This window comes from Rhodococcus sp. Eu-32, assembly GCF_003336925.1.
GTDB lineage: Bacteria > Actinomycetota > Actinomycetes > Mycobacteriales > Mycobacteriaceae > Rhodococcoides > Rhodococcoides kyotonensis_B.
Map to the genome: position 1 here is coordinate 1 of NZ_QGNK01000008.1, position 18,657 is coordinate 18,657.

The window sequence follows — 18,657 nt, forward strand, 5'->3', positions numbered from 1 at the left end:
CTTTGCCGTGTTCGGCGGTGATGATTTCCGCCAACTCGCCCTTGCGTTCGTTCAAGAGTTCGCGGAATTTGAACAGGACCTGTACGCGCTTGGCGAGGGAGGTGTCGCGCCAGGCGGGGAACGCGGCAGCGGCGGCGTCGATGACGGTGCGGGCGTCATCGAGGTTGGCCAGTGCCAGTTGTCCGGTGACCTCGCCGGTAGCGGGGTTGGTGACCGGTGCGGTGTTACCGGAGGTGCCGGCGAATTCCTTGTTGTCCAGCCAGTGCGCGATAGTCGTCACAGAATTTCCTTCGCTCGAGATGTGACACCAGTCTCGTAGGCATACATGCCCCTGTCAAAGGCCAATCGCGCACCTGTGCGTGCAAAAATGCACGCGTTGATACGCTGGCGTTATGTTCACCGCCGACCATCTCCGCTTCTTCCTCGAGGTGTCCCGTCACGGTCGCCTGAACGAGGCGTCGAAAGCGCTCGGTGTCGATCACACGACTGTCGGTCGTCGGATCACGAGTTTGGAAAAGCTTGCAGGACAACGGCTTTTCGATCGCACACCCAGTGGGTGGAGATTGACGGAGGCGGGGGACAGGCTCGTCGGCTACGCGGAGACGGTCGAATCGGCGTTGATCGCCGCGTTCGAGGATCAGACGTCGACGATGGGATCGCTCACGGGGTCGGTTCGTATTGCGGCTCCGGACGGGTTCGGCGCATTCGTCCTGACGCCCAATCTGACGAAGCTGCGGAGCCGTCACCCCGATCTCGACGTCGAGCTGGTGACCGCTACCGAGCACAACTCTCTGAACACGCGCGAGTTCGACGTCGCCATCACGCTGGAGCAGCCGTCGGCGCGGCTCGTCTCGTATCGCAAACTGGCCACGTACTCACTGCACCTGTACGCGACGAGGGACTACCTGGCGAGGACGGCCGCGATCTCGAAGATCGACGATCTGCGAGACCACACGCTGATCTGGTACGTCGGGGCGCTGCTCGATGTGGCGCCGTTGCGCATCCTGGACTCGATCCTCGCGGACGGGCGTGCACAGATTCAGACCAACAACATCACCGGGCACTGGCTCGCGGCCAAGAACAGCCTGGGCATCGCGCCGCTGCCCAGTTACATCGGGGAGCCGGACGACGCGCTCGAACGCGTTCTGCCGGAACAGTTCTCGATCGACCGCACGTACTGGGTCGCGGTTCCACGCGAGCTGACGTCGCTCGCGCGGGTCAAAGCCGTCGACGAACTCCTGACGTCGATCGTCGCGGATGCGCCCCATCTGCAGTCCGGTCAGTGATCGGCAGGCGCGCGGTCGGTCGCCGCGTTGCGGTGCAGTGTCTCGAGCATGCCTTCGAGTAGTGCGCGGTCGGAGTCCGCGCCGAAGAGCTCGCGGTGCAGAGCTTCGACATCCGACGCCAACGCGTCGTACTTCTGTTGTCCGCGAGCGGTAGTGCGAATCAGCACCTGACGGCGGTCGACCGTGCCCGATCGCCGGTGGACGAGATTGTTCGCGACGAGGCGGTTCACGACCTTGGTCAGAGTCGGAGGCGGCAGCAGTGCGAACTCGGCCGTCTCGGCCATCGTGTGACCGTCGCCGTCGGACAGCAGGCAGAGAACACGCCATTCCTCCAGGTCCAGATCTGCTGGTGCCAGCAGCGTGCGCATCCGCTCGCCGACCAAACGATCGACGGACGCGAGCAGTCGGTCCGTGCCCGGAGCACGATCTGGCCGTTCGGAAAGGCTCACGCGATCGCACTCCTATCATGAAGGGATTCTCCGCAGAGGAGTCTAGGCGACGGCAGGTGAACGGACGAATGAATGTGACGCGGGCACGCAGCGATACGACCTTCACCGTCGGCATCGTGTTTCCCATGTCCGGATCGTTCGGTCTCGTCGGACCGTCGAGCGAATTGTCCGCGCAACTCGCACAGGAGGAGCTCAACGCCACCGGCGGCGTGCTCGGAAGACGCGTCGAACTGGTGCCGATCGACGGGGGACGCGACCCGGCCGTCGTCGCGGGAGAGATACGTAGGCTCGTCGACGTCGGAGCCCTCGACGCGGTCGCCGGGATGCATACATCCGCGGTCCGCCGCGCGCTGATTCCCATCACTGCCAACAGAATTCCGTACGTCTACACGTCGCTCTACGAGGGTGGGGATCGGTACCCCGGTCTGTTCGTCACCGGTGAAACACCGTCGGCACAGCTCATTCCGGCGCTGGACGTCATGGTCGACGACTTGGGCCGCAGGCGGTGGGCTGTGGTCGGCAACGACTACGTATGGCCCCGCAAGACGGCCGCCATCGTCACCGAGTACCTGCACTCGATCGGCGTGTCGGTGGTGTTCGGTGACTTCTCACCGATCGGCACCGTCGACTACGCCCAGACCGTATCCGGCATCGAGAGATCCGGGTGCGACGGCGTCGTCGTGCTGCTGCTGGGCGACGACGCCGTCGCGTTCCATCAGGCGTTCGCGTCCGCGGGACTGGACCGTCGGTGCGTCCGGCTCAGCCCACTGATGGACGAGAACATGCTGCTGGCGACCGGATCGGAGAACGCCCGCGAGTTGTACGTGTCCTCAGGCTATTTCGAGACTCTCGGCACGTCGGAAAGTCTCGACTTCTCCGGCCGGTTCTCGTCCCGCTTCGGGGTCGACGCGCCGATAGTCGGTTCACTCGGTCAGTCGTGCTACGAGGGAATCACGATGTTGGGGGAGTTGGTCGACCGCGCAGGGTCGGCCGAGGTGACGGCATTGGAGTCGATCGCCCAGAACTTCTCGTACGACGGCGCACGCGGTCATCTGAAGATGACCAACGGCCATGTCTCGCAACCGATCTACCTTGCCAAAGCGGGTGAGTTCGATTTCGACGTGCTGGTCGAGATCACTCCGAGGCGCGTGTCGTGACGGAAAACGTTCGATCCGTCTACGGTGGTGGGCATGACTGTAGAAGATTTCGGTGGGCGTCGAACGATTTCGGCGGAGGAGCTGTTGGTCGTGGTCGGTGACTACCAACTCGTCGGCGACGACGGCGAATCTCGCGGCCGCATCGAAGCCGTTGCGCAGGACGGTCTCGCCGTGGTCGTCACGGTCACCGAAGGAGACGACATCGTCGGCGTCGAGTTCGCACCGGATGAGCAGGTGACCATCGAACCGTACGACGGCGGCAAGGCTCCGGTCGTTCCCTGACCGTCGAACATGTTCGCGCGGTGGGCATTCGACGACGAACGACTTACAACGGTGTAACTTCCTGCACTTTCGTAACACTGGTCACATCGGTCACACTCGAGCTATCCTGTGGCTGACCTCCGTCGTCGGAAGGAAGGACGTGCTGTGCGAATCAGCCTGTCCCGCACGAAGATCGGTGTCTCCGCCGCGCTGTCCGCCGCAGCGGTTCTCGCCTCGGTTGGTGTCGCAAGCGCTGAACCGGTACCGCCGACCCCGCCGGATGCGCGCGCGATCATCGAATCGATCGCAGAACCTGCCACCCCTGCTCTGTACAACTCCGCGCAGGACAATCTGGTCAAGGGAAACTACGACGTCGGGTTCGCGGCACTGGACGCGCTGGCGCTGGCGGCGCCGCAGGATTCCAACGTGCCCGCCCTGCAGGCCTTCTACCGGAACGCCGCGAACGACCCGGGCGGCCGGGACGCAGCGCTGGAACGGCTCGGTGGCCTCGACCCCGAACTGCATGCCGCAGTCGAGCGTGCGATCGACATCATCGCCACTTCGGCGGAAGCTCCCGTCGAGTGGGCGCCCGTCTACGACGGTGCACGAACCGCGATCGTCGTGCTCGGCTTCGGACTGGCGGATGACGGCTCGATGCGCGACGAACTGATCGACAGGTTGACCGGTGCTGCTGCCGCGGCGACGGCGTCACCCGCGTCACCGGTCGTCGTCACGGGTGGAAATCCCCGGAACGGCGTGGCGGAGGGGGATGTCATGCGTACCTGGCTGATCGACAACGGAGTTGCGGCAGAACGGATCTACGTCGAGAACCGTGCGAACTCGACACCCCAGAATGCGGTGCTGACGCAACCTCTGCTGCGGGACATCGGAGCGCAGAGCGTCGTACTGGCCACCTCGGCGAACCATGTCCGACGGTCGATATCCGACTTCGCCATCGCCGGATCGAACGTGATCGGCGCAGTGAGTCCCGATCCCGAGTCGATTCCCGAGGTCCCCGCGCTGGGTCTCGATTCTCGGCTCGGGCTGACAGTCGACGCGACGAAGGTCGTCGGAATCCCGCGCGTGTACGAGTGAGTCAGACTGCAGGCGGGGGCGTCGCGGCGTCGAGTCGCTTCCGGGCGCGCCGACGTCGACCACGCACGACGACGAACACCATCAGTGCGAACAGCACGGCGGCGACGACGGCGCCCACTGCGGTGGCGCCTCGGAAGCCCGGCGCACCGGTGTTCATGTTCTGAGCGGCGGCCAGCGCCGCGTTGCCGTTGCCCGCGACGATCGACAACGTCATCAGATTGGGCACGGCGACGACGACCGCGAGTAGCGCCGCGACGATCGCGGTGACCTTGCCGCCACGGCGCCCCCGCACCGACCAGGCCACGAAGAACAGCAGCAGCGGAACGAGAGTGCACACGAGGCCGAAGACGAGACCCCACAGAATGCCCTTGCCGAAGGACTGATCCGCGAGCTGCGACATGCGGATGCCCCACCACCGCGGCACGAACGCTGCGAGGGCGAAGTACGCGATGATCAGCGCCACCACTCCGATGGCGATCATGATGGCCTTGTTGACCCAGCCGGGCCTGCGGGATGTCGTGCTGTCGGGGGACGTGCCGTCGACGGTCATGACGACGATCCTAGCTTCGGTATTTCGGTGACAGTCGCCACATGTGACGGCCCCCTCATCTGCGTTCTTTTGTCTGTGTCCGTCGGTAACAATCAAGACTGGTTCAAGCCCGTACGCGGGTGTTTCTGCGATCTCAGGGGGTACATCATGACGCTGTTCTTGATGGGAGCGGTCGGCTTCGTCGGTTTGGCCATGGCCATGCTCGGTTCGGGTCGAGACTTGAACTTCGACAACCGGCAGATGACGGCCGCCTACCGGTCGCGCTGGACCTGATTCCCCAGCCGTGACGGGGCCGATCGGGCGGGCGCCGCGCGCCCGATCGGTCCATCGGACGAGTTCGCTATGTTCGAGCGTATGAACAAGCGGCACAATCGATCGCGTGCCACCGGCCTACTGCTGGGATACGCACTCGACCGAGCACTCGGCGATCCCCGTCGGTTTCACCCGGTCGCCGGTTTCGGTCGATGCGCCGCGGGGCTCGAGCGGTGGATCTACCGAGACAGCCGAGTTGCCGGTGTCGTACACACGTCTGTTCTCGTCGGTGGCTGCGTCGGCCTCGGGGCCGCGGCGACCGAGACAGCCCGACGATGGGGCGCGGTCGGAGAGGTCACTCTCGTGGCAGCGTCGACGTGGGCTGCACTCGGTGGAACGTCGCTCGCGCGGACGGGAACTCGGATGGCCCGAAGCCTCGACGACGGTGACGTCGCCGCCGCGCGCGCTCTGCTGCCGTCGTTGTGTGGTCGCGACCCGAGCGTGCTCGACGAGGCGGGTCTGGCGCGGGCGTCGGTGGAGTCGGTCGCGGAGAACACCTCGGACGCCACCGTCGGCGTGCTGTTCTGGGGTGCAACCGCAGGCGTGCCCGGCATTCTCGGCTATCGCGCCGTCAACACCTTGGACGCGATGATCGGGTACAGGTCGCCGAGATATCGACGTTTCGGCTGGTTCGCGGCGAGACTCGACGACGTCGTCAACCTCGTACCCGCCCGGCTGACCGGTGCGCTGACCGTCCTTCTGTCGCCCGCCGTCGGTGGTCGGGCGCCCGACGCGATCCGCGCCTGGCGTCACGACGCGTCTCGCCATCCGAGCCCGAATGCGGGCGTCGCCGAAGCAACAGCGGCAGGGGCGCTCGGTGTCCGCCTCGGTGGGCGCACGGAATACGCCCACGGCGTCGAGATCCGCGCGACGCTGGGAACGGGCCGGGAGCCGACGGCGTCGGACATCGGACGGGCGGCGCGCTTGTCGACGCTCGTGCAGGGTGCCGCGACCGTCGCGTCAGCGGTTCTTGCCGTAGCGGTCGGCCAGACGCACGTCGTTCGCCGTGCGCTCGGCTGACCGTTCCTTCTCCTTCTTCGCGGCGCGACGTTCCTTGCGGGTCGGCAGCGTGAATTCCGGTTCGACCGCCGTCGACTCGGGCTCTGCGGCGACCGGCTCGGAGGCGCGGTCGACGGTATCGGGCTCGGTCGGGGTGGGCGGCGTGTCGCCGACGATGTCCTGACCCTTCGCTTTTCGGCGCTCTCGCCATTCCGCTCGCACGAAATACGCGAGCCCGAGCGGTGCCATGATGCCGAACGCGAGCCACTGCAGTCCGTACGAGAGGTACGGACCCGCGTCGGTCTGCGGAAGGTCGATGAGACCGAGCCCGCCGGGCTGTCCGTCGTCGAGCTGCAGGTAGCCGTCGACCGGTGAGAGACCGACGGCCTCACCGATCTGCCCCGGAGCGATGTTGTACACCTGCAGGTGCCCGGCCTCGTCGATCGGTTGTCGTGAACTACCTTCGGACACCCGAAGCCGTGCGTCGAGAGTGATCGGCCCGGTCGGCGCAGGTTCGATGGCCGGGGGAGCGGTGCCCTGGACGGGCAGCACGTACCCGCGGTTCACCAGGACGACGGGGCCGTCCTGTAGCTGGAACGGCGTGACGACCTCGTACGCGGGCTGGTCTCGGATGACCCGAAGCCGGACGAGCACGTCCTTGTCGGGAATGTACGACCCCTCGGCGACGACGCGTCGCCACTCGTCGTCCGGCGCGAACCCGTCGGCATCGAGGACCTGCGAGATCGGCACGGGATCGGCGTTCACCGACTGCTCGATCAGGTCGTTGCGGTGTGAGGTCGAGGTGTTCTTGCCGAGCTGCCAGGGCGCGAGCACGTAGAAGCACATGAAGGCGAACGCCACGACGACGACCGCCAGCGCCAACCAGCCCGGTCGCAGCAGGAATTTCAGCCTTCGCACACCACTACCGTAGCGGCTGGTCCGACGTGATCTACGACGCCTCGTCGGAGACGCGTTCGCCGGCCCATCTCACGAGACCGGGCATCGCTGCTTCGATCTGCTCGCGAACCTCGGTGAACGCGCTGTCCGACGAGTAGTACGGGTCGGCGACGGACTCCGAGTCGGCGTCGTCGTCGAACGAGCGCAGCAGTGCGATGCGGTCCGCGGGCGCGCCCAACTGCAGGAGTTGTCGCGCATGTCCCGAGTCGAGTGCGACGAGGAGGTCGGCCGCGAGATGGCCGTCGTCTACCTGCGCTGCCACGTGGTCGGCGTCGTATCCGTGCGCCTCGAGCTCGGCGACGGCACGCGGATCGGCGCCCTCGCCTTCGTGCCAGCCGTCGATGCCTGCACTCGAGACCCGAACGCTCTGCTCGAGACCTGCTTCGAGCAAGAACTGGTCGAAGATCTTCTCGGCCATCGGGGAGCGGCAGATGTTGCCGGTACAGACGAAGGTGATGTGCACGCCGGGCTTACGCAACGGTGTTGTCACCGAGCACCTTCGCCAGCTCGTCCATCGTCGTCACGGTGAACGCGGCGTCGTCGTTCTCGCCGTCGATGCCGTAACCCCAGTCGACGTAGACCGCGGGGATTCCGAATCGAGCGGCACCGTGCACGTCGTGGTCACGGTCGCCGACCATGATCACACCCGGCGTTCCGCCGTCGGCGATCTCCTTCGGGATCAGACCGAGATTGCGGAGCGAGTGCGCGATGACGTCGGGCTTCGCGCGTCGGACGCCGTCGCTGCTCGCGCCGCCGATGAATTCGAAGTACTTCGACAGACCGAAGTGGTCGAGGATCCGGTGCGCGAATCGCTCGGACTTCGACGTCGCGACACCCAGCCGGATGCCACGCGACTGCAGCTCCGCCAGAACCGGCTCGATGCCGTCGAACACCGAGTTCTCGGCCCAGCCCTGGGCGTCGTACCGCTCGAAGTACGCGGCGAGCGCGCGCTGAGCCGCGTCCTCGGGAAGGCCCATCGTGCGGAACGAGTCGATGAGGGGCGGTCCGATCACCAGTGCCAGTTGCTTCTCGGTCGGCTCGGGTGCTCCGACGGACGCCAGAGCGTGGCGGAAGCCGGCGAGAATGCCGGGCGCCGAGTCGGTGAGCGTTCCGTCCAGGTCGAACAGCACGACAGAGGCCTGCACGTTCGTCGATTCCAGGGGCTTTGTCATGACAAAACCATATCGGTGAGGCCGCCGACTACGCTCACTGGCAACGAAAGGACCGCTCGAAGTGCTCTCACGATCGCTGCTGCGCCATCACGGCGACGCCGAAGTCGGCGACGGTCTCGTCGATTTCGCGGTCAACGTCCAAGGGACGGCCCCGCCGCTGTGGCTTCGCGACCGCCTGGCCGACAAACTCGGCGAACTCGGCGCTTATCCGTCCGCGGCAGCGGACCTGCGCGCGCGGGAGGCGGTTGCCCGCAGGCACGGCCGCAGACCCGACGAGGTGCTGTTGCTCGCCGGAGGTGCCGAAGGTTTCGCGATGCTGCCGAGGCTGCAGCCACGCTCGGCGGCCGTCGTGCATCCGTCGTTCACCGAACCCGAACTTGCGCTGCGCGAGGCCGACATCGACGTCGTGCAGGTCGTTTTGCCGCCGCCGTACGTGCTCGATCCGGCGCTGGTGCCGTCGTCGGCCGACATGGTCGTCGTCGGCAACCCGACCAATCCGACGTCCGTGTTGCATCGACGGGAGACCGTCCTCGCCCTGCGGCGCCCCGGGAGAATCGTCGTCGTCGACGAAGCGTTCGCCGACGCGGTTCCTGGTGAGTCCCAGTCGCTTGCGGGTGACGCACTGCCGGACGTGCTGGTGTTGCGCAGTTTGACCAAGACCTGGGCGCTCGCGGGCCTGCGGTGTGGCTACGTTCTCGGCCCGCCGGACCTGTTGGCGTCGCTGGCGCACGGTCGCGCGCACTGGCCGGTCGGCACCCTGCAGCTCGAAGCCATCACCGCATGCAGCGAACCGGCCGCGGTCGATCTGGCGGCGACGCAGGCGTCGCGCATCGCCGAGAATCGGGACGCGATGATCGCTCGATTGACCGGTCTGGGCGTCGGCGTGCACACGCCGGCGCATGCCCCGTTCCTGCTTGTCCAGGTGCCGTCGGCTGCCGACGTCCGCGAGCGGCTGCGCGCCGAGGGGGTGGCTGTGCGCCGATGCGACACGTTCCCCGGACTGCCGCCGCACCACCTGCGCGTCGCCGTCCGTGGTGCCGAGCACGTCGACGTCCTCGTCGACGCACTGAGACGCGTTCTGTAGAGAAGGAGACATCCGTGTCCGAACCCCACGTCAGCCTCGCCGACGTGATCGCCGTCCTCGACCGTGCGTATCCGCCCCGGCTCGCCGAGAGTTGGGACTCGGTCGGGCTCGTCACGGGTGATCCCGTGGACCGAGTGCGCAAGGTGGTGTTCGCTGTCGACGCCACCGCAGGCGTCGTCGACGAGGCCATCGAGTGGGGCGCCGACCTGCTGGTCGTGCATCATCCGCTGTTGATGCGCGGCGTCGACACCGTCGCGGCGAACACCCCGAAGGGTGCGCTGATCCACCGCCTCGTCAAGGCCGGATGTGCGCTGTTCACCGCGCACACGAACGCCGACTCGGCCGACCCGGGAGTTTCCGACGCCTTGGCGGACCTCCTGGGAGTCACGAGAACCCGCCCGATCGAGCCGATCGACGGACCGCGCATCGACAAGTGGGTCGTGTTCGTGCCGACCGAGCAGTCCGACGCCGTGCGCGACGCGCTGTTCGAGGCAGGCGCGGGCGCGATCGGCGACTACCGCGAGTGCAGTTGGACCGTCGCGGGGACGGGCCAGTTCCACCCCCAGGAGGGCGCGGATCCGGCGATCGGAACCGTCGGGCGCGTCGAACGGGTGGCCGAGGACCGCGTCGAGATGGTCGCGCCTGCGTCGCTGCGCGCGCAGGTGCTCGAACGGCTTCGACAGGTCCATCCCTACGAGGAGCCGGCCTTCGACATTCTCGAGCAGGTGCGGCGTCCGTCGTCGACGGGACTGGGCCGCGTCGGCACGCTCGACGAGGCCGTCACGCTGCGTGCGTTCGCCGAACGCGTACGCAGCAGGTTGCCGGAGACCGCGTGGGGAGTGCGGACGGCAGGCGACCCGAACGCCGTCGTCCGGACGGTCGCCCTGTGCGGCGGCGCGGGAGACTCGTTCCTGAGCTCGGTCGGCTCGCTCGGCGCCGACGTGTACGTCACCGCCGACTTGCGCCATCACCCCGTCGACGAGCATCTTCGCGCCGGGGGGCCTGCGGTGATCGACGTCGCGCACTGGGCGTCGGAATGGCCGTGGTGCGGACAGGCACGTGCGATCGTCGATTCCGCTTTCTCGGGCACCGACGCGTGGGAGAGTCGAGTGAGCACGACCAGAACGGACCCGTGGACCCTCGGTGCCGCGGACACCTGACACAGTGCCGGTAGGCTTGACCGAATCTTTCTTCCATAGTCGCAGGAGCCATCACGCGTGAACGTCGATCCCCGAGTACAGGCCTCACTTCTCGAACTGGCCGCAGTGGACACCGAACTGACTCAGATCGCGCACCGTCGCACCAACCTTCCTGAGCAGGCGGAGGTCGAGAAACTCGAAGCCGAGCGCATCGCCAGGAAGGACGCGGCCGTCGCCGTCCAGATCTCGATGGACGACCTCGATCGCGACATCAAGAAGCTCGAGAACGAGGTCGACGCGGTCCGCCAGCGCGAGGACCGCGACAAGAAGCTGCTCGAGAGCGGCACGGTCGCGGCCAAGCAGATGTCCGAGATCCAGCACGAACTGACCAGCTTGGAGCGTCGTCAGAGCATCCTCGAAGAAGAATTGCTCGAGGTCATGGAGCGGCGGGAGGCGTCGGAAAGCGACTACAACCACGCGGGCGCACAGCTGACGCAGATCGAGGAAGAGCTGATCGATGCGGGCCGACGTCGTGACGATGCCGTCGCCGACATCGACGCAGCCGAACAGCGCAGCACCGGCCGAAGGTCCGAGCTGGCTGCCACGTTCCCCGAGGACCTGCTCGCCCTGTACGAGAAGCAGCGCGCCCTGACCGGTCGCGGCGCAGCACTGCTCCAAGCCCGTCGGTGCGGTGCGTGCCGCATCGAACTCGATCGCGGTGAGATCTCGCGTATCGCGGCCAAACCCGCGGACGAACTCGTCCGGTGCTCGGAATGCAACGCAATCCTGGTGCGTACCAAGGAATCCGGTCTGTGAGTGCACCGACGCGGGTGATCGTCGAGGCCGACGGCGGTTCGCGGGGCAACCCGGGTCCCGCCGGATACGGTGCTGTCGTGTTGTCCGAGGACCGAGCCGAAGTGCTGGCAGAACGACGGCTGGCGCTCGGTGTCACCACCAACAACGTCGCCGAATACCGCGGCTTGATCGCCGGGCTGACGGCGGCTGCCGACGTCGGCGCACGTGTCGTGCAGGTCCGCATGGATTCCAAACTCGTCGTCGAGCAGATGTCGGGGCGGTGGAAGGTCAAGCACCCGGACATGATTCCGCTCAACCGGGAGGCCGCAGAACTGGTTCGCGGCTTCGACTCGGTGAGCTTCGAGTGGATTCCGCGTAACCAGAACTCGCACGCCGACCGCCTCGCCAACGAGGCGATGGATGCGGCCGACGCAGGCGAGGACCTCGCACCCGCCGAGGAGGTCGCCGAGAAGCCCGCGGCGCCCGGCTGGACCGGCGCCGCGGGTGAGCCGACGCGCATGCTGCTGCTGCGTCATGGGCAGACCCCGCTGTCGGTCGGCCGGAAATACTCCGGCAGAGGCAACCCGGCGCTCACCGAGTTGGGCGAGCGTCAGGCCGCCGCGGCCGCGGACTACCTGGCGCGGCGCGACGACATCGCAGCCGTCGTGTCGAGTCCGCTCGGTCGCGCCCAGCAGACCGCGGAAGCCTACGCCCGAAAGGCGGGGCTGCAGGTGTCCGTTCTCGACGACCTCACCGAGACCGACTTCGGCGACTGGGAAGGTCTGACCTTCGTCGAGGCCGCGGAGCGAGACCCGGACATCCACCAGCGGTGGCGCGGCGACACGTCCGTCGCGGCACCCGGCGGGGAGAGCTTCGACGTCGTGTTCGATCGCGTCAAGGCGGCGCGGGACAAGATGATCGCGTCGTACGCGGGCTCGACGATCGTCGTGGTCAGTCACGTGACGCCGATCAAGATGCTGCTGCAGTTGGCGCTCGACGTGGGTCCGTCGATTCTGTACCGCATGCACCTCGATCTGGCGTCGCTGAGTATCGCGGAGTTCTATCCCGACGGGGGAGCGTCGGTGCGTCTGGTCAACGAGACGTCATACCTGGACTCCTAGCGAGAACCACAGCGCCGCAACCGATCCGACGATCGTCAGCGGCGTGGTGATCACACCGAGAACGGTGAACGTCCTCAGGTCGGCCGGTTCGTGGTTCGAGGCGGCCACCCGCCGCCACAGCATGATCGCGAGCGAGCCGACGTAGGTGAGGTTGGGGCCCAGGTTGACCCCGATGACCATCGCGAGCAACAGTCCGGGTGGCGCCGACGGGCCGAACGCGGCGAGAAGCATCAGAGTCGCGGGCAGGTTGTTGACGACGTTGGATGCGACTGCAGCGATGGCTGCGGTGACGAGCAGGCCGACGAAGGTCGGTTCGGTCGGCAGAATGTCGGCGAGCCACCGGCCGATTGGCCCTGCCGTCACGCCGGCGACGACGATCGCGAGCAACAGGACGAAGCCGCAGAACGTCAGGTCGGCGGCCCGCAGTACACGCGTCGGGAACGTGTACCCGTCGCGTAGCGACGGAACGGCCAGCACGAGTGCGCCCGCGGCCGCGACCCAGAACGGTTCGACGTGGAAGAAGCCGGCCACGGCGAATCCGACCAACGTGGCGCCGAGCACGATCAATGTGCCGACCGGAGCGGGGACGCGTTCGGGTGGCGGCACTGCTTCGGTCCGTTTCAGATCGGATCGAAAGAAGACCCAGAAGACCACGAACTCGATCAGTACCGCCGCCACCCAGGGCAACGCCATCAACGCTGCGAAGTGGACGAACGTCAGCCCGGTCGCCGAGAACGCCAGAAGATTGGTGAGGTTGGAGACGGGCAGGAGCGTCGACGCCGAATTGGACAGGTGCGCACTGGCGTAACTGTGCGGTCTCGCGGACATGCGCAGTGCGCGGGCGGCGCCGACGACAGCGGGCGTCAGCAGCACGACGGTGGCGTCGAGACTCAGTATCGCGGTGGTGACTGCGGCCGCCGCGAACACCGATACGAGCAGGCGATGCGGACTGCCGTGTGCGCTGCGGGCCATGGCCGACGCCATCCACGTGAAGACGCCGCGCGCGTCGGCGAGATGAGCGAGAACGAGGATGAACGCCAGGAACACGACCGTCGGGAGCAGGGCGGTCACTTGCTCCGCCGCGGCCGAGACCGACACCAAGCCGAGCAGAAGCGTCAGCGCAGCCGCCGGGAGGGCGATCACGATCTCCGGAAGACCACGCGGACGAACGATGGCGAAGATCAGCACGGCCGCGACGAGTGCGGCAGCGACGACGCTCACGCGAGCATCTTGGCGAGCGTCCGCAGGTTGCGCGTCGTCGTGGTCGGCTTGAACTTGGCCTTCGCGGTGAACTTTCCGACCACGCTGTCGGTGGTGCTGCCCTTGACGACCTCCCAGTACACGACGCCGTGTCCGGCCGCGATCCGTTCGAGCGCGGGATCCAGGGTGTCACCGATGGCCGCGAGCTCGGCGAGATGGGTGTCGTCGTTGCCGAAGATCACGTACGGATGCCAGCCGTCCCGTTCGGCGTCGAACGGATAGTCGTCGACGATGCCGCGCAGCGTGGGCACGTCGAGCACGATGACCCATGCCTCGTAGCCGAAGCGGTCCGACAGCACCTTCTCCACGGACGACTTCAGTTCGGCACCTCTCATCGGAGACCGCAGGTGCACGTTGCCCGTCGCGAGGACGGTCCGTACGTCCGAGAAGCCGGCTTCCGTCAGGGCGGCTCGCAGATCCGCCATCTTGATGTTGATTCCGCCGACGTTGATTCCGCGCAGCAGAATGACGTGATCCATGACGTGAACTGTAATGACAGGACCGGAGCCGGCGGAACGACCATCCCACACTGCCGGTAGAATCTCCTCTCGCGAACGAGTCGGTTGGACGGCTGCGGCACGGAGAACTGACGGAGCGATTCCGTCAAGCTTCGCGCCGAGGAAAGTCCGGACTCCACAGAGCAGGGCGGTTGCTAACGGCAACCCGAGGTGACTCGCGGGACAGTGCCACAGAAAACAGACCGCCCACTTGCGGCGCCCTCGGGTGTCGTGCGTGGGTGAGGGTGAAACGGTGCGGTAAGAGCGCACCAGCACCTCAGGTGACTGAGGTGGCTAGGTAAACCCCGCCCGGAGCAAGGTCGAAGGCCGCACCTTCTCTAGGTGCGGCTGCGCAGGTGTTCGAGGGCTGCTCGCCCGAGCCTGCGGGTGGACTGCTCGAGGTACCCGGCGACGGTGTGCCCAGATGGATGGTCGTCGTTCCGTCCCGTTTCGGCGGGAGGGAAAACAGGATCCGGCTTACATGCCGACTCGTTCGCACTCCGTACGGCACACTGGTTCCATGAGCACAGACGACGAAGCCTGGTACTACGACGTCCGCACCAAGACCGTCTCCCAGGGCAAGGAGGCAGGCGCCTTCGACCGCATGGGACCGTACCCCGATCGGCAGACGGCCGAGCGTGCCATCGAGATCGCGGCCGAGCGCAACAAGGCGGCCGACAAGGCCGACGACGACTGGAACAACTGACCGACGTGGCTCCGATCCGACTGCCCGTCTCCACCTTCGATTTCCGAGCAATCAGATCCGAGTTCGATCTGCGAGAGGCGTTCTCCGACGACGCCATGGCCGAGGCGGCGGCGCCCGTCGATCGGTACGCGGCCGAGCGTGACGATCGCACCGACCTCGCGCTGGTGACCATCGACCCGCCAGGGTCGATGGATCTCGACCAGGCGGTCCACATCGAGAGAGTGGCGTCGGGATTCGTGGTTCATTACGCGATCGCCGACGTGGGTGCGCTCGTCACGCCCGGCGGGGCACTGGACGCCGAGACGCGGGAGCGCGGCCAGACGTACTACCTGCCGGACGAATCGGTACCGCTGCACCCCAGGGTGCTCTCGGAAGGCTCGGCGAGCCTGTTGCCGAACGAAACTCGGGCGGCCGCGTTGTGGCGCATCGAGCTGGACTCGAACGGAGAGGCGGTCGCGTGGACCGTCTCCCGAGCCCTCGTGAAGTCGGTCGCACGACTCGACTACGCCGGTGTGCAGGCGGATTTCGACGCGGGCACACCACACCCGTCGATCGCGGCGCTGGCGGAATTCGGGGCGCTGCGCGCTCAGGCGGCAGTGTTGCGCGGGTCGATCGACATCACGTTGCCCGAACAGGAAGTCGTGCCCGACGGCGACTCCTGGCGTATCGAACTGCAGGGCCGAACCGACGTCGACGCATGGAACGCCGAGGTGTCGCTGCTGACCGGGATGTGCGCGGCATGCATCATGCTCGACGCGCGGGTCGGGTTGTTGCGGACGCTCCCGCCTGCGTCGGAGGACGCGCTGGCCACCCTGCGGACCACCGCGGACACGCTCGGAATCGAGTGGCCTGCGGGTGCGTCGGCAGGCGCAGTTCTCGCGGGTCTGCCGCGTGACGCACCGGAGACCTTGGCAATGATGACCGAGGCGACCGGTCTGCTGCGGGGCGCGGACTACGCCGCCTTCGACGGGGAGTTGCCGCCCGTGACCGAGCACGCGGGAATCGGTGCACCGTACGCGCACGTCACCGCGCCACTCCGGAGACTGTCGGATCGGTACGCCACCGAGGTCTGTCTCGCCGTCGTCGGCGACACGGAGATTCCGGTGTGGGCACGCACCGCGTTGCCGGACCTGCCGGCCGTGATGCGTTCGTCGGATTCGACCGCGTCGAAGGTCGACCGCGCCTGCATCGACCTGACCGAGGCGACGGTGCTGGCCGGACGCGTCGGCGAGGAGTTCGGGGCGCTCGTGCTGCGGGGTGCGGAAGGCAAACGCGATGCCGAGGTGTTCCTCGACGATCCCATCGTCATCGGAAAGTGCACCGGTGAGCCACCGGAGGGGGAGAAGGTGACGGTACGGCTCACCGTCGCCGACACCGACTCCCGCCGTATCCAGTTCGGCTACGAATCACCGTAACGAGGCGAACCTGTCCGTGGCCTGCACGAGGTGGTGGACGATGCCGGGCTCGCTCGCCGAGTGCCCGGCGTCGTCGACGACGATCAGTTCGGCACCGGGCCACGCCTTGTGCAGGGCGTATGCGCTCGTCGCCGGACAGACCACGTCGTACCGGCCCTGAACGATGACGCCGGGGATGCCGTCGAGCAGATGCGCGTCGTCCAACAGCTGGTTCTCCCGCAGGAATCCGCCGTTGACGAAGTAGTGGTTCTCGATGCCGGCGAACGCCGAGGCGAACCGTGGGTCCTCGTTCTCGGCGATCTGCTCCGGCCGAGGCAACAGGTAGCTCGTCGCAGCCTCCCAGGACGACCACGCGACCGCCGCGGCCGTCGCGACGTCACGATCGTCCGACGTCAGAAGGCGGTGGTAGACCTCGACCAGATCGCCGGCGCGCTCGGCCTCGGGAACCGGGGCGAGAAACCTCTCCCACTGCTCCGGGAAGAGGTGGCCTGCGCCGCCGTTGTAGTACCAGTCGATCTCACTGCGCCGCAGCAGGAAGATGCCTCGGAGAATCAGTCCGACGACGCGGTTGCGGTGGCTCTGCGCGTATGCGAGCGACAGCGTCGAACCCCACGAACCACCGAACACGAGCCACCGCTCGACACCGAGATGCGTGCGCAGCGTTTCGATGTCGGCGATCAGGCGGTCGGTCGTGTTGACCGAGAGGTCCGCGCCGTCGGCGATGTGCGGCGTCGACTGTCCGCATCCTCGCTGATCGAACAGCACGATCCGGTACACCGCCGGGTCGAAGTATCGACGCTGGGCCGGACCGGTGCCGCCGCCGGGGCCACCGTGGACGAAGACCACCGGGGCGCCCGACGGGTTACCGCTGGTTTCCCAGTAGATGCGTTGACCGTCGCCGACGTCGAGGTGGCCTGCGTCGTACGGTTCGATGGGCGGATACAGCTCGGTGGCGTACGTCTGCGTCACCGGTCAGAACCCGACCAGACCCGACGCGAGGTCGGGGATGTCGAGGGAGCGCATGGCTTCGTCGCGCACCTCGGGGCAATTGGCGATGGTGACGGTGTCGACGATCGAACGGTCCTGGATCACCTGAACGTTGATCGCGCCGCTCTGCGCCGCCCACGTCTGCACGACGATGTTCAATCCGCCGCGCCCCAGCGTCGGACCCTGGATGCGCCACTCCTGCAGTTGCTGTTCGAGGTCGGTGCACAACTGCTGGGCCTGCTGATCGGTGACGGCGGGACCGGTCGCGGCGGGGGTCGTCGTCGGCGCTGCCGAGGTGGTGGTGGTCGTCAGGGACGAGGACGAGCCCGTCGACGTCGAATCGGTGCTGCATGCGGTAGCCGCTGCAACGACGGCAGCCGCCCCCACGAGGGAGACGGCTGCCGATGCGAGCGTGTCACGTGTCGGTCGTGAGTTCATGGCACAGAGTGTGCCATCTCCGGCGCGGACGCCGGATCTTCTCAGTAGCTGTGTTCGGGACCGGGGAAGACACCACTGCGCACCTCGGCCAGGTACGTCGCAGCGGCTGTGCGGAGTTCGTCACCGACGTGGCCGAACTTCTTCACGAACTTGGCCGTCTTGCCGCTGGTGTAGCCGGCCATGTCCTGCCACACGAGAACCTGCGCGTCGGTCTCGTTGCCCGCGCCGATTCCGACCGTCGGGATCGACAACTTGCGGGTCACCTGACCGGCGAGGTCGGCGGGCACCATCTCCATGACGACCGAGAACGCGCCTGCCTCCTGGACCGCGATGGCGTCGGCGACGAGCTGATCGGCACCGTCACCGCGACCCTGGATGCGGAAGCCACCGAGCCCGTTGACGCTCTGCGGCGTGAAGCCGATGTGCGCCATGACCGGAATTCCTGCCGCGGAGATGGCTGCGATCTGATCGGCGACGCGTTCGCCACCCTCGAGCTTGACGGCGTGCGCGAGGCCTTCCTTGAGGAAACGCGTCGCGGTCTCGAGCGCCTGCTGCGGCGACGCCTCGTACGTTCCGAACGGGAGGTCGGCGACCACCAGTGCGTTGGGTGCTCCCCGGACGACGCCGCGGACGAGGGGCAGCAGTTCGTCGACGGTGACGGGGACCGTCGTGTCGTAGCCGTAGACGACGTTGGCCGCCGAGTCCCCGACGAGCAGCACGGGGATACCGGCTTCTTCGAAGATGCGGGCGCTCGAATAGTCGTAGGCGGTGAGCATGGCCCACCGCTCGCCCTCGGCCTTCATCTGCAGAAGGTGATGAGTGCGGGTCTTGCGAGTCAATCCGGATACCGAGGCGTCGGTCGCGCCATAGACGGAGTTGTCGGACATCTTTGTCCCTTTCGGTTCCTCGAGGCCCGCCTGCGGGTCCCCGGGATGGGGTTGATGACGTCCTTCAGTCTGCCACCGACCGACGGCGAG

The 18,657-nt window shown here is 67.0% G+C and carries 23 protein-coding genes and 1 other RNA gene; 13 read left to right on the forward strand and 11 right to left on the reverse strand.

From position 1 onward, the window contains the following. Positions 1-280 (reverse strand): aldehyde dehydrogenase family protein (locus DK926_RS11465; RefSeq protein WP_114330516.1); only part of this gene is annotated, 280 nt, incomplete at its 3' end. A 112-nt stretch (positions 281-392) separates the two neighbouring features. On the opposite strand from DK926_RS11465, the gene DK926_RS11470 reads away from it, so the two are divergent. Then, positions 393-1,286 (forward strand): LysR family transcriptional regulator, encoded by an 894-nt coding sequence (locus tag DK926_RS11470; RefSeq protein WP_114330517.1) that lies wholly within the window; start codon positions 393-395, stop codon positions 1,284-1,286. On the opposite strand, the gene DK926_RS11475 is transcribed toward DK926_RS11470, so the two are convergent. Continuing rightward, positions 1,280-1,735, reverse strand: coding sequence for a MarR family transcriptional regulator (locus DK926_RS11475; protein ID WP_114330518.1), 456 nt, complete (start codon positions 1,733-1,735; stop codon positions 1,280-1,282). The genes DK926_RS11470 and DK926_RS11475 overlap by 7 nt on opposite strands. A 68-nt stretch (positions 1,736-1,803) precedes the next feature. On the opposite strand from DK926_RS11475, the gene DK926_RS11480 reads away from it, so the two are divergent. The 3 genes from DK926_RS11480 to DK926_RS11490 all read left to right on the forward strand — a co-directional run bounded on the left by DK926_RS11480 (position 1,804) and on the right by DK926_RS11490 (position 4,248). After that, positions 1,804-2,892 carry a substrate-binding domain-containing protein gene (locus tag DK926_RS11480; protein ID WP_114330519.1) on the forward strand — a complete coding sequence of 363 codons (1,089 nt, stop codon included), beginning with the start codon at positions 1,804-1,806 and terminating at the stop codon, positions 2,890-2,892. A gap of 33 nt (positions 2,893-2,925) precedes the next feature. Continuing rightward, positions 2,926-3,174 (forward strand): hypothetical protein, encoded by a 249-nt coding sequence (locus DK926_RS11485; protein ID WP_114330520.1) that lies wholly within the window; start codon positions 2,926-2,928, stop codon positions 3,172-3,174. A 144-nt stretch (positions 3,175-3,318) separates the two neighbouring features. After that, on the forward strand, positions 3,319-4,248 hold the full coding sequence (locus DK926_RS11490; RefSeq protein ID WP_125833398.1) for a YdcF family protein: 930 nt from the start codon (positions 3,319-3,321) through the stop codon (positions 4,246-4,248). Position 4,249: 1 nt separating this feature from the next. Here DK926_RS11490 and DK926_RS11495 read toward each other — a convergent pair whose 3' ends face one another. Continuing rightward, positions 4,250-4,798, reverse strand: coding sequence for a permease (locus DK926_RS11495; protein WP_114330522.1), 549 nt, complete (start codon positions 4,796-4,798; stop codon positions 4,250-4,252). A gap of 147 nt (positions 4,799-4,945) precedes the next feature. Between DK926_RS11495 and DK926_RS27210 the strand changes: the two genes are divergently transcribed. Both DK926_RS27210 and DK926_RS11505 read left to right on the forward strand, forming a co-directional pair. Continuing rightward, positions 4,946-5,071 (forward strand): hypothetical protein, encoded by a 126-nt coding sequence (locus DK926_RS27210; RefSeq protein WP_261768632.1) that lies wholly within the window; start codon positions 4,946-4,948, stop codon positions 5,069-5,071. 81 nt (positions 5,072-5,152) lie between these two features. Then, entirely contained in the window at positions 5,153-6,130 is a 978-nt protein-coding gene (locus tag DK926_RS11505) for a cobalamin biosynthesis protein (RefSeq protein ID WP_114330658.1), read from the forward strand. On the opposite strand, the gene DK926_RS11510 is transcribed toward DK926_RS11505, so the two are convergent. Genes DK926_RS11510 through DK926_RS11520 form a run of 3 tightly spaced genes read right to left on the reverse strand, consistent with a single transcriptional unit; the run spans position 6,071 to position 8,238 of the window. After that, the gene (locus tag DK926_RS11510; protein ID WP_114330524.1) at positions 6,071-7,027 is read right to left on the reverse strand and encodes an SURF1 family protein; all 957 of its coding nucleotides are present in this window, start codon (positions 7,025-7,027) and stop codon (positions 6,071-6,073) included. The genes DK926_RS11505 and DK926_RS11510 overlap by 60 nt on opposite strands. A gap of 31 nt (positions 7,028-7,058) precedes the next feature. Next, positions 7,059-7,556: a low molecular weight phosphotyrosine protein phosphatase gene (locus DK926_RS11515; RefSeq protein ID WP_279387078.1), complete on the reverse strand. Its 498-nt coding sequence runs from the start codon at positions 7,554-7,556 to the stop codon at positions 7,059-7,061. Further along, entirely contained in the window at positions 7,537-8,238 is a 702-nt protein-coding gene (locus DK926_RS11520) for an HAD-IA family hydrolase (protein ID WP_114330525.1), read from the reverse strand. Before DK926_RS11520 ends, DK926_RS11515 begins: the two co-directional genes overlap by 20 nt. A 61-nt stretch (positions 8,239-8,299) precedes the next feature. On the opposite strand from DK926_RS11520, the gene cobC reads away from it, so the two are divergent. The 4 genes from cobC to DK926_RS11540 are packed head-to-tail and all read left to right on the forward strand — an operon-like array spanning position 8,300 to position 12,377. After that, entirely contained in the window at positions 8,300-9,322 is a 1,023-nt protein-coding gene (cobC, locus tag DK926_RS11525) for an Rv2231c family pyridoxal phosphate-dependent protein CobC (protein ID WP_114330526.1), read from the forward strand. Positions 9,323-9,336: 14 nt separating this feature from the next. Next, positions 9,337-10,482, forward strand: coding sequence for a Nif3-like dinuclear metal center hexameric protein (locus tag DK926_RS11530; RefSeq protein WP_243636758.1), 1,146 nt, complete (start codon positions 9,337-9,339; stop codon positions 10,480-10,482). Positions 10,483-10,539: 57 nt separating this feature from the next. Further along, positions 10,540-11,277, forward strand: coding sequence for a C4-type zinc ribbon domain-containing protein (locus DK926_RS11535; RefSeq protein ID WP_068420546.1), 738 nt, complete (start codon positions 10,540-10,542; stop codon positions 11,275-11,277). Continuing rightward, entirely contained in the window at positions 11,274-12,377 is a 1,104-nt protein-coding gene (locus DK926_RS11540; protein WP_243636759.1) for a bifunctional RNase H/acid phosphatase, read from the forward strand. Before DK926_RS11535 ends, DK926_RS11540 begins: the two co-directional genes overlap by 4 nt. Here DK926_RS11540 and DK926_RS11545 read toward each other — a convergent pair. Both DK926_RS11545 and DK926_RS11550 read right to left on the reverse strand, forming a co-directional pair. Then, positions 12,360-13,598, reverse strand: a complete 1,239-nt coding sequence (locus DK926_RS11545) for an SLC13 family permease (protein ID WP_114330528.1) — start codon at positions 13,596-13,598, stop codon at positions 12,360-12,362. The two genes, DK926_RS11540 and DK926_RS11545, sit on opposite strands and share 18 nt — an antisense overlap. Continuing rightward, the gene (locus tag DK926_RS11550) at positions 13,595-14,116 is read right to left on the reverse strand and encodes a DUF1697 domain-containing protein (RefSeq protein WP_114330529.1); all 522 of its coding nucleotides are present in this window, start codon (positions 14,114-14,116) and stop codon (positions 13,595-13,597) included. The genes DK926_RS11545 and DK926_RS11550 overlap by 4 nt, the downstream gene beginning before the upstream one ends. Positions 14,117-14,192: 76 nt before the next feature. Here DK926_RS11550 and rnpB point away from each other — a divergent pair. From rnpB to DK926_RS11565, 3 genes are all read left to right on the forward strand, one after another. Beyond that, positions 14,193-14,630: RNase P RNA component class A (rnpB, locus tag DK926_RS11555), an RNA gene on the forward strand. 24 nt (positions 14,631-14,654) lie between these two features. Continuing rightward, positions 14,655-14,840, forward strand: coding sequence for a hypothetical protein (locus DK926_RS11560; protein WP_068420555.1), 186 nt, complete (start codon positions 14,655-14,657; stop codon positions 14,838-14,840). A gap of 5 nt (positions 14,841-14,845) precedes the next feature. Beyond that, positions 14,846-16,255, forward strand: coding sequence for an RNB domain-containing ribonuclease (locus DK926_RS11565; RefSeq protein ID WP_114330530.1), 1,410 nt, complete (start codon positions 14,846-14,848; stop codon positions 16,253-16,255). Here the strand turns inward: DK926_RS11565 and pip are convergent. Genes pip through panB form a run of 3 tightly spaced genes read right to left on the reverse strand, consistent with a single transcriptional unit; the run spans position 16,247 to position 18,567 of the window. Next, complete coding sequence (gene pip / locus DK926_RS11570) at positions 16,247-17,224, reverse strand: prolyl aminopeptidase (RefSeq protein WP_114330531.1); 978 nt, start codon at positions 17,222-17,224, stop codon at positions 16,247-16,249. The two genes, DK926_RS11565 and pip, sit on opposite strands and share 9 nt — an antisense overlap. Before the next feature lie 3 nt (positions 17,225-17,227). Next, entirely contained in the window at positions 17,228-17,680 is a 453-nt protein-coding gene (locus DK926_RS11575; RefSeq protein WP_114330532.1) for a hypothetical protein, read from the reverse strand. 41 nt (positions 17,681-17,721) lie between these two features. Further along, positions 17,722-18,567 (reverse strand): 3-methyl-2-oxobutanoate hydroxymethyltransferase, encoded by an 846-nt coding sequence (gene panB, locus DK926_RS11580; protein WP_114330533.1) that lies wholly within the window; start codon positions 18,565-18,567, stop codon positions 17,722-17,724. Positions 18,568-18,657 lie beyond the last annotated feature (90 nt).

Bases quoted from the DNA above. Each gene is read 5' to 3' on its own strand.
- DK926_RS11470 (WP_114330517.1), top strand. From the start codon at position 393: ATGTTCACCGCCGACCATCTCCGCTTCTTCCTCGAGGTGTCCCGTCAC.
- DK926_RS11480 (WP_114330519.1), top strand. From the start codon at position 1,804: ATGAATGTGACGCGGGCACGCAGCGATACGACCTTCACCGTCGGCATC.
- DK926_RS11485 (WP_114330520.1), top strand. From the start codon at position 2,926: ATGACTGTAGAAGATTTCGGTGGGCGTCGAACGATTTCGGCGGAGGAG.
- DK926_RS11495 (WP_114330522.1), bottom strand. From the start codon at position 4,798: ATGACCGTCGACGGCACGTCCCCCGACAGCACGACATCCCGCAGGCCC.
- DK926_RS27210 (WP_261768632.1), top strand. From the start codon at position 4,946: ATGACGCTGTTCTTGATGGGAGCGGTCGGCTTCGTCGGTTTGGCCATG.
- DK926_RS11505 (WP_114330658.1), top strand. From the start codon at position 5,153: ATGAACAAGCGGCACAATCGATCGCGTGCCACCGGCCTACTGCTGGGA.
- DK926_RS11520 (WP_114330525.1), bottom strand. From the start codon at position 8,238: ATGACAAAGCCCCTGGAATCGACGAACGTGCAGGCCTCTGTCGTGCTG.
- DK926_RS11550 (WP_114330529.1), bottom strand. From the start codon at position 14,116: ATGGATCACGTCATTCTGCTGCGCGGAATCAACGTCGGCGGAATCAAC.
- DK926_RS11560 (WP_068420555.1), top strand. From the start codon at position 14,655: ATGAGCACAGACGACGAAGCCTGGTACTACGACGTCCGCACCAAGACC.
- DK926_RS11575 (WP_114330532.1), bottom strand. From the start codon at position 17,680: ATGAACTCACGACCGACACGTGACACGCTCGCATCGGCAGCCGTCTCC.
- panB (WP_114330533.1), bottom strand. From the start codon at position 18,567: ATGTCCGACAACTCCGTCTATGGCGCGACCGACGCCTCGGTATCCGGA.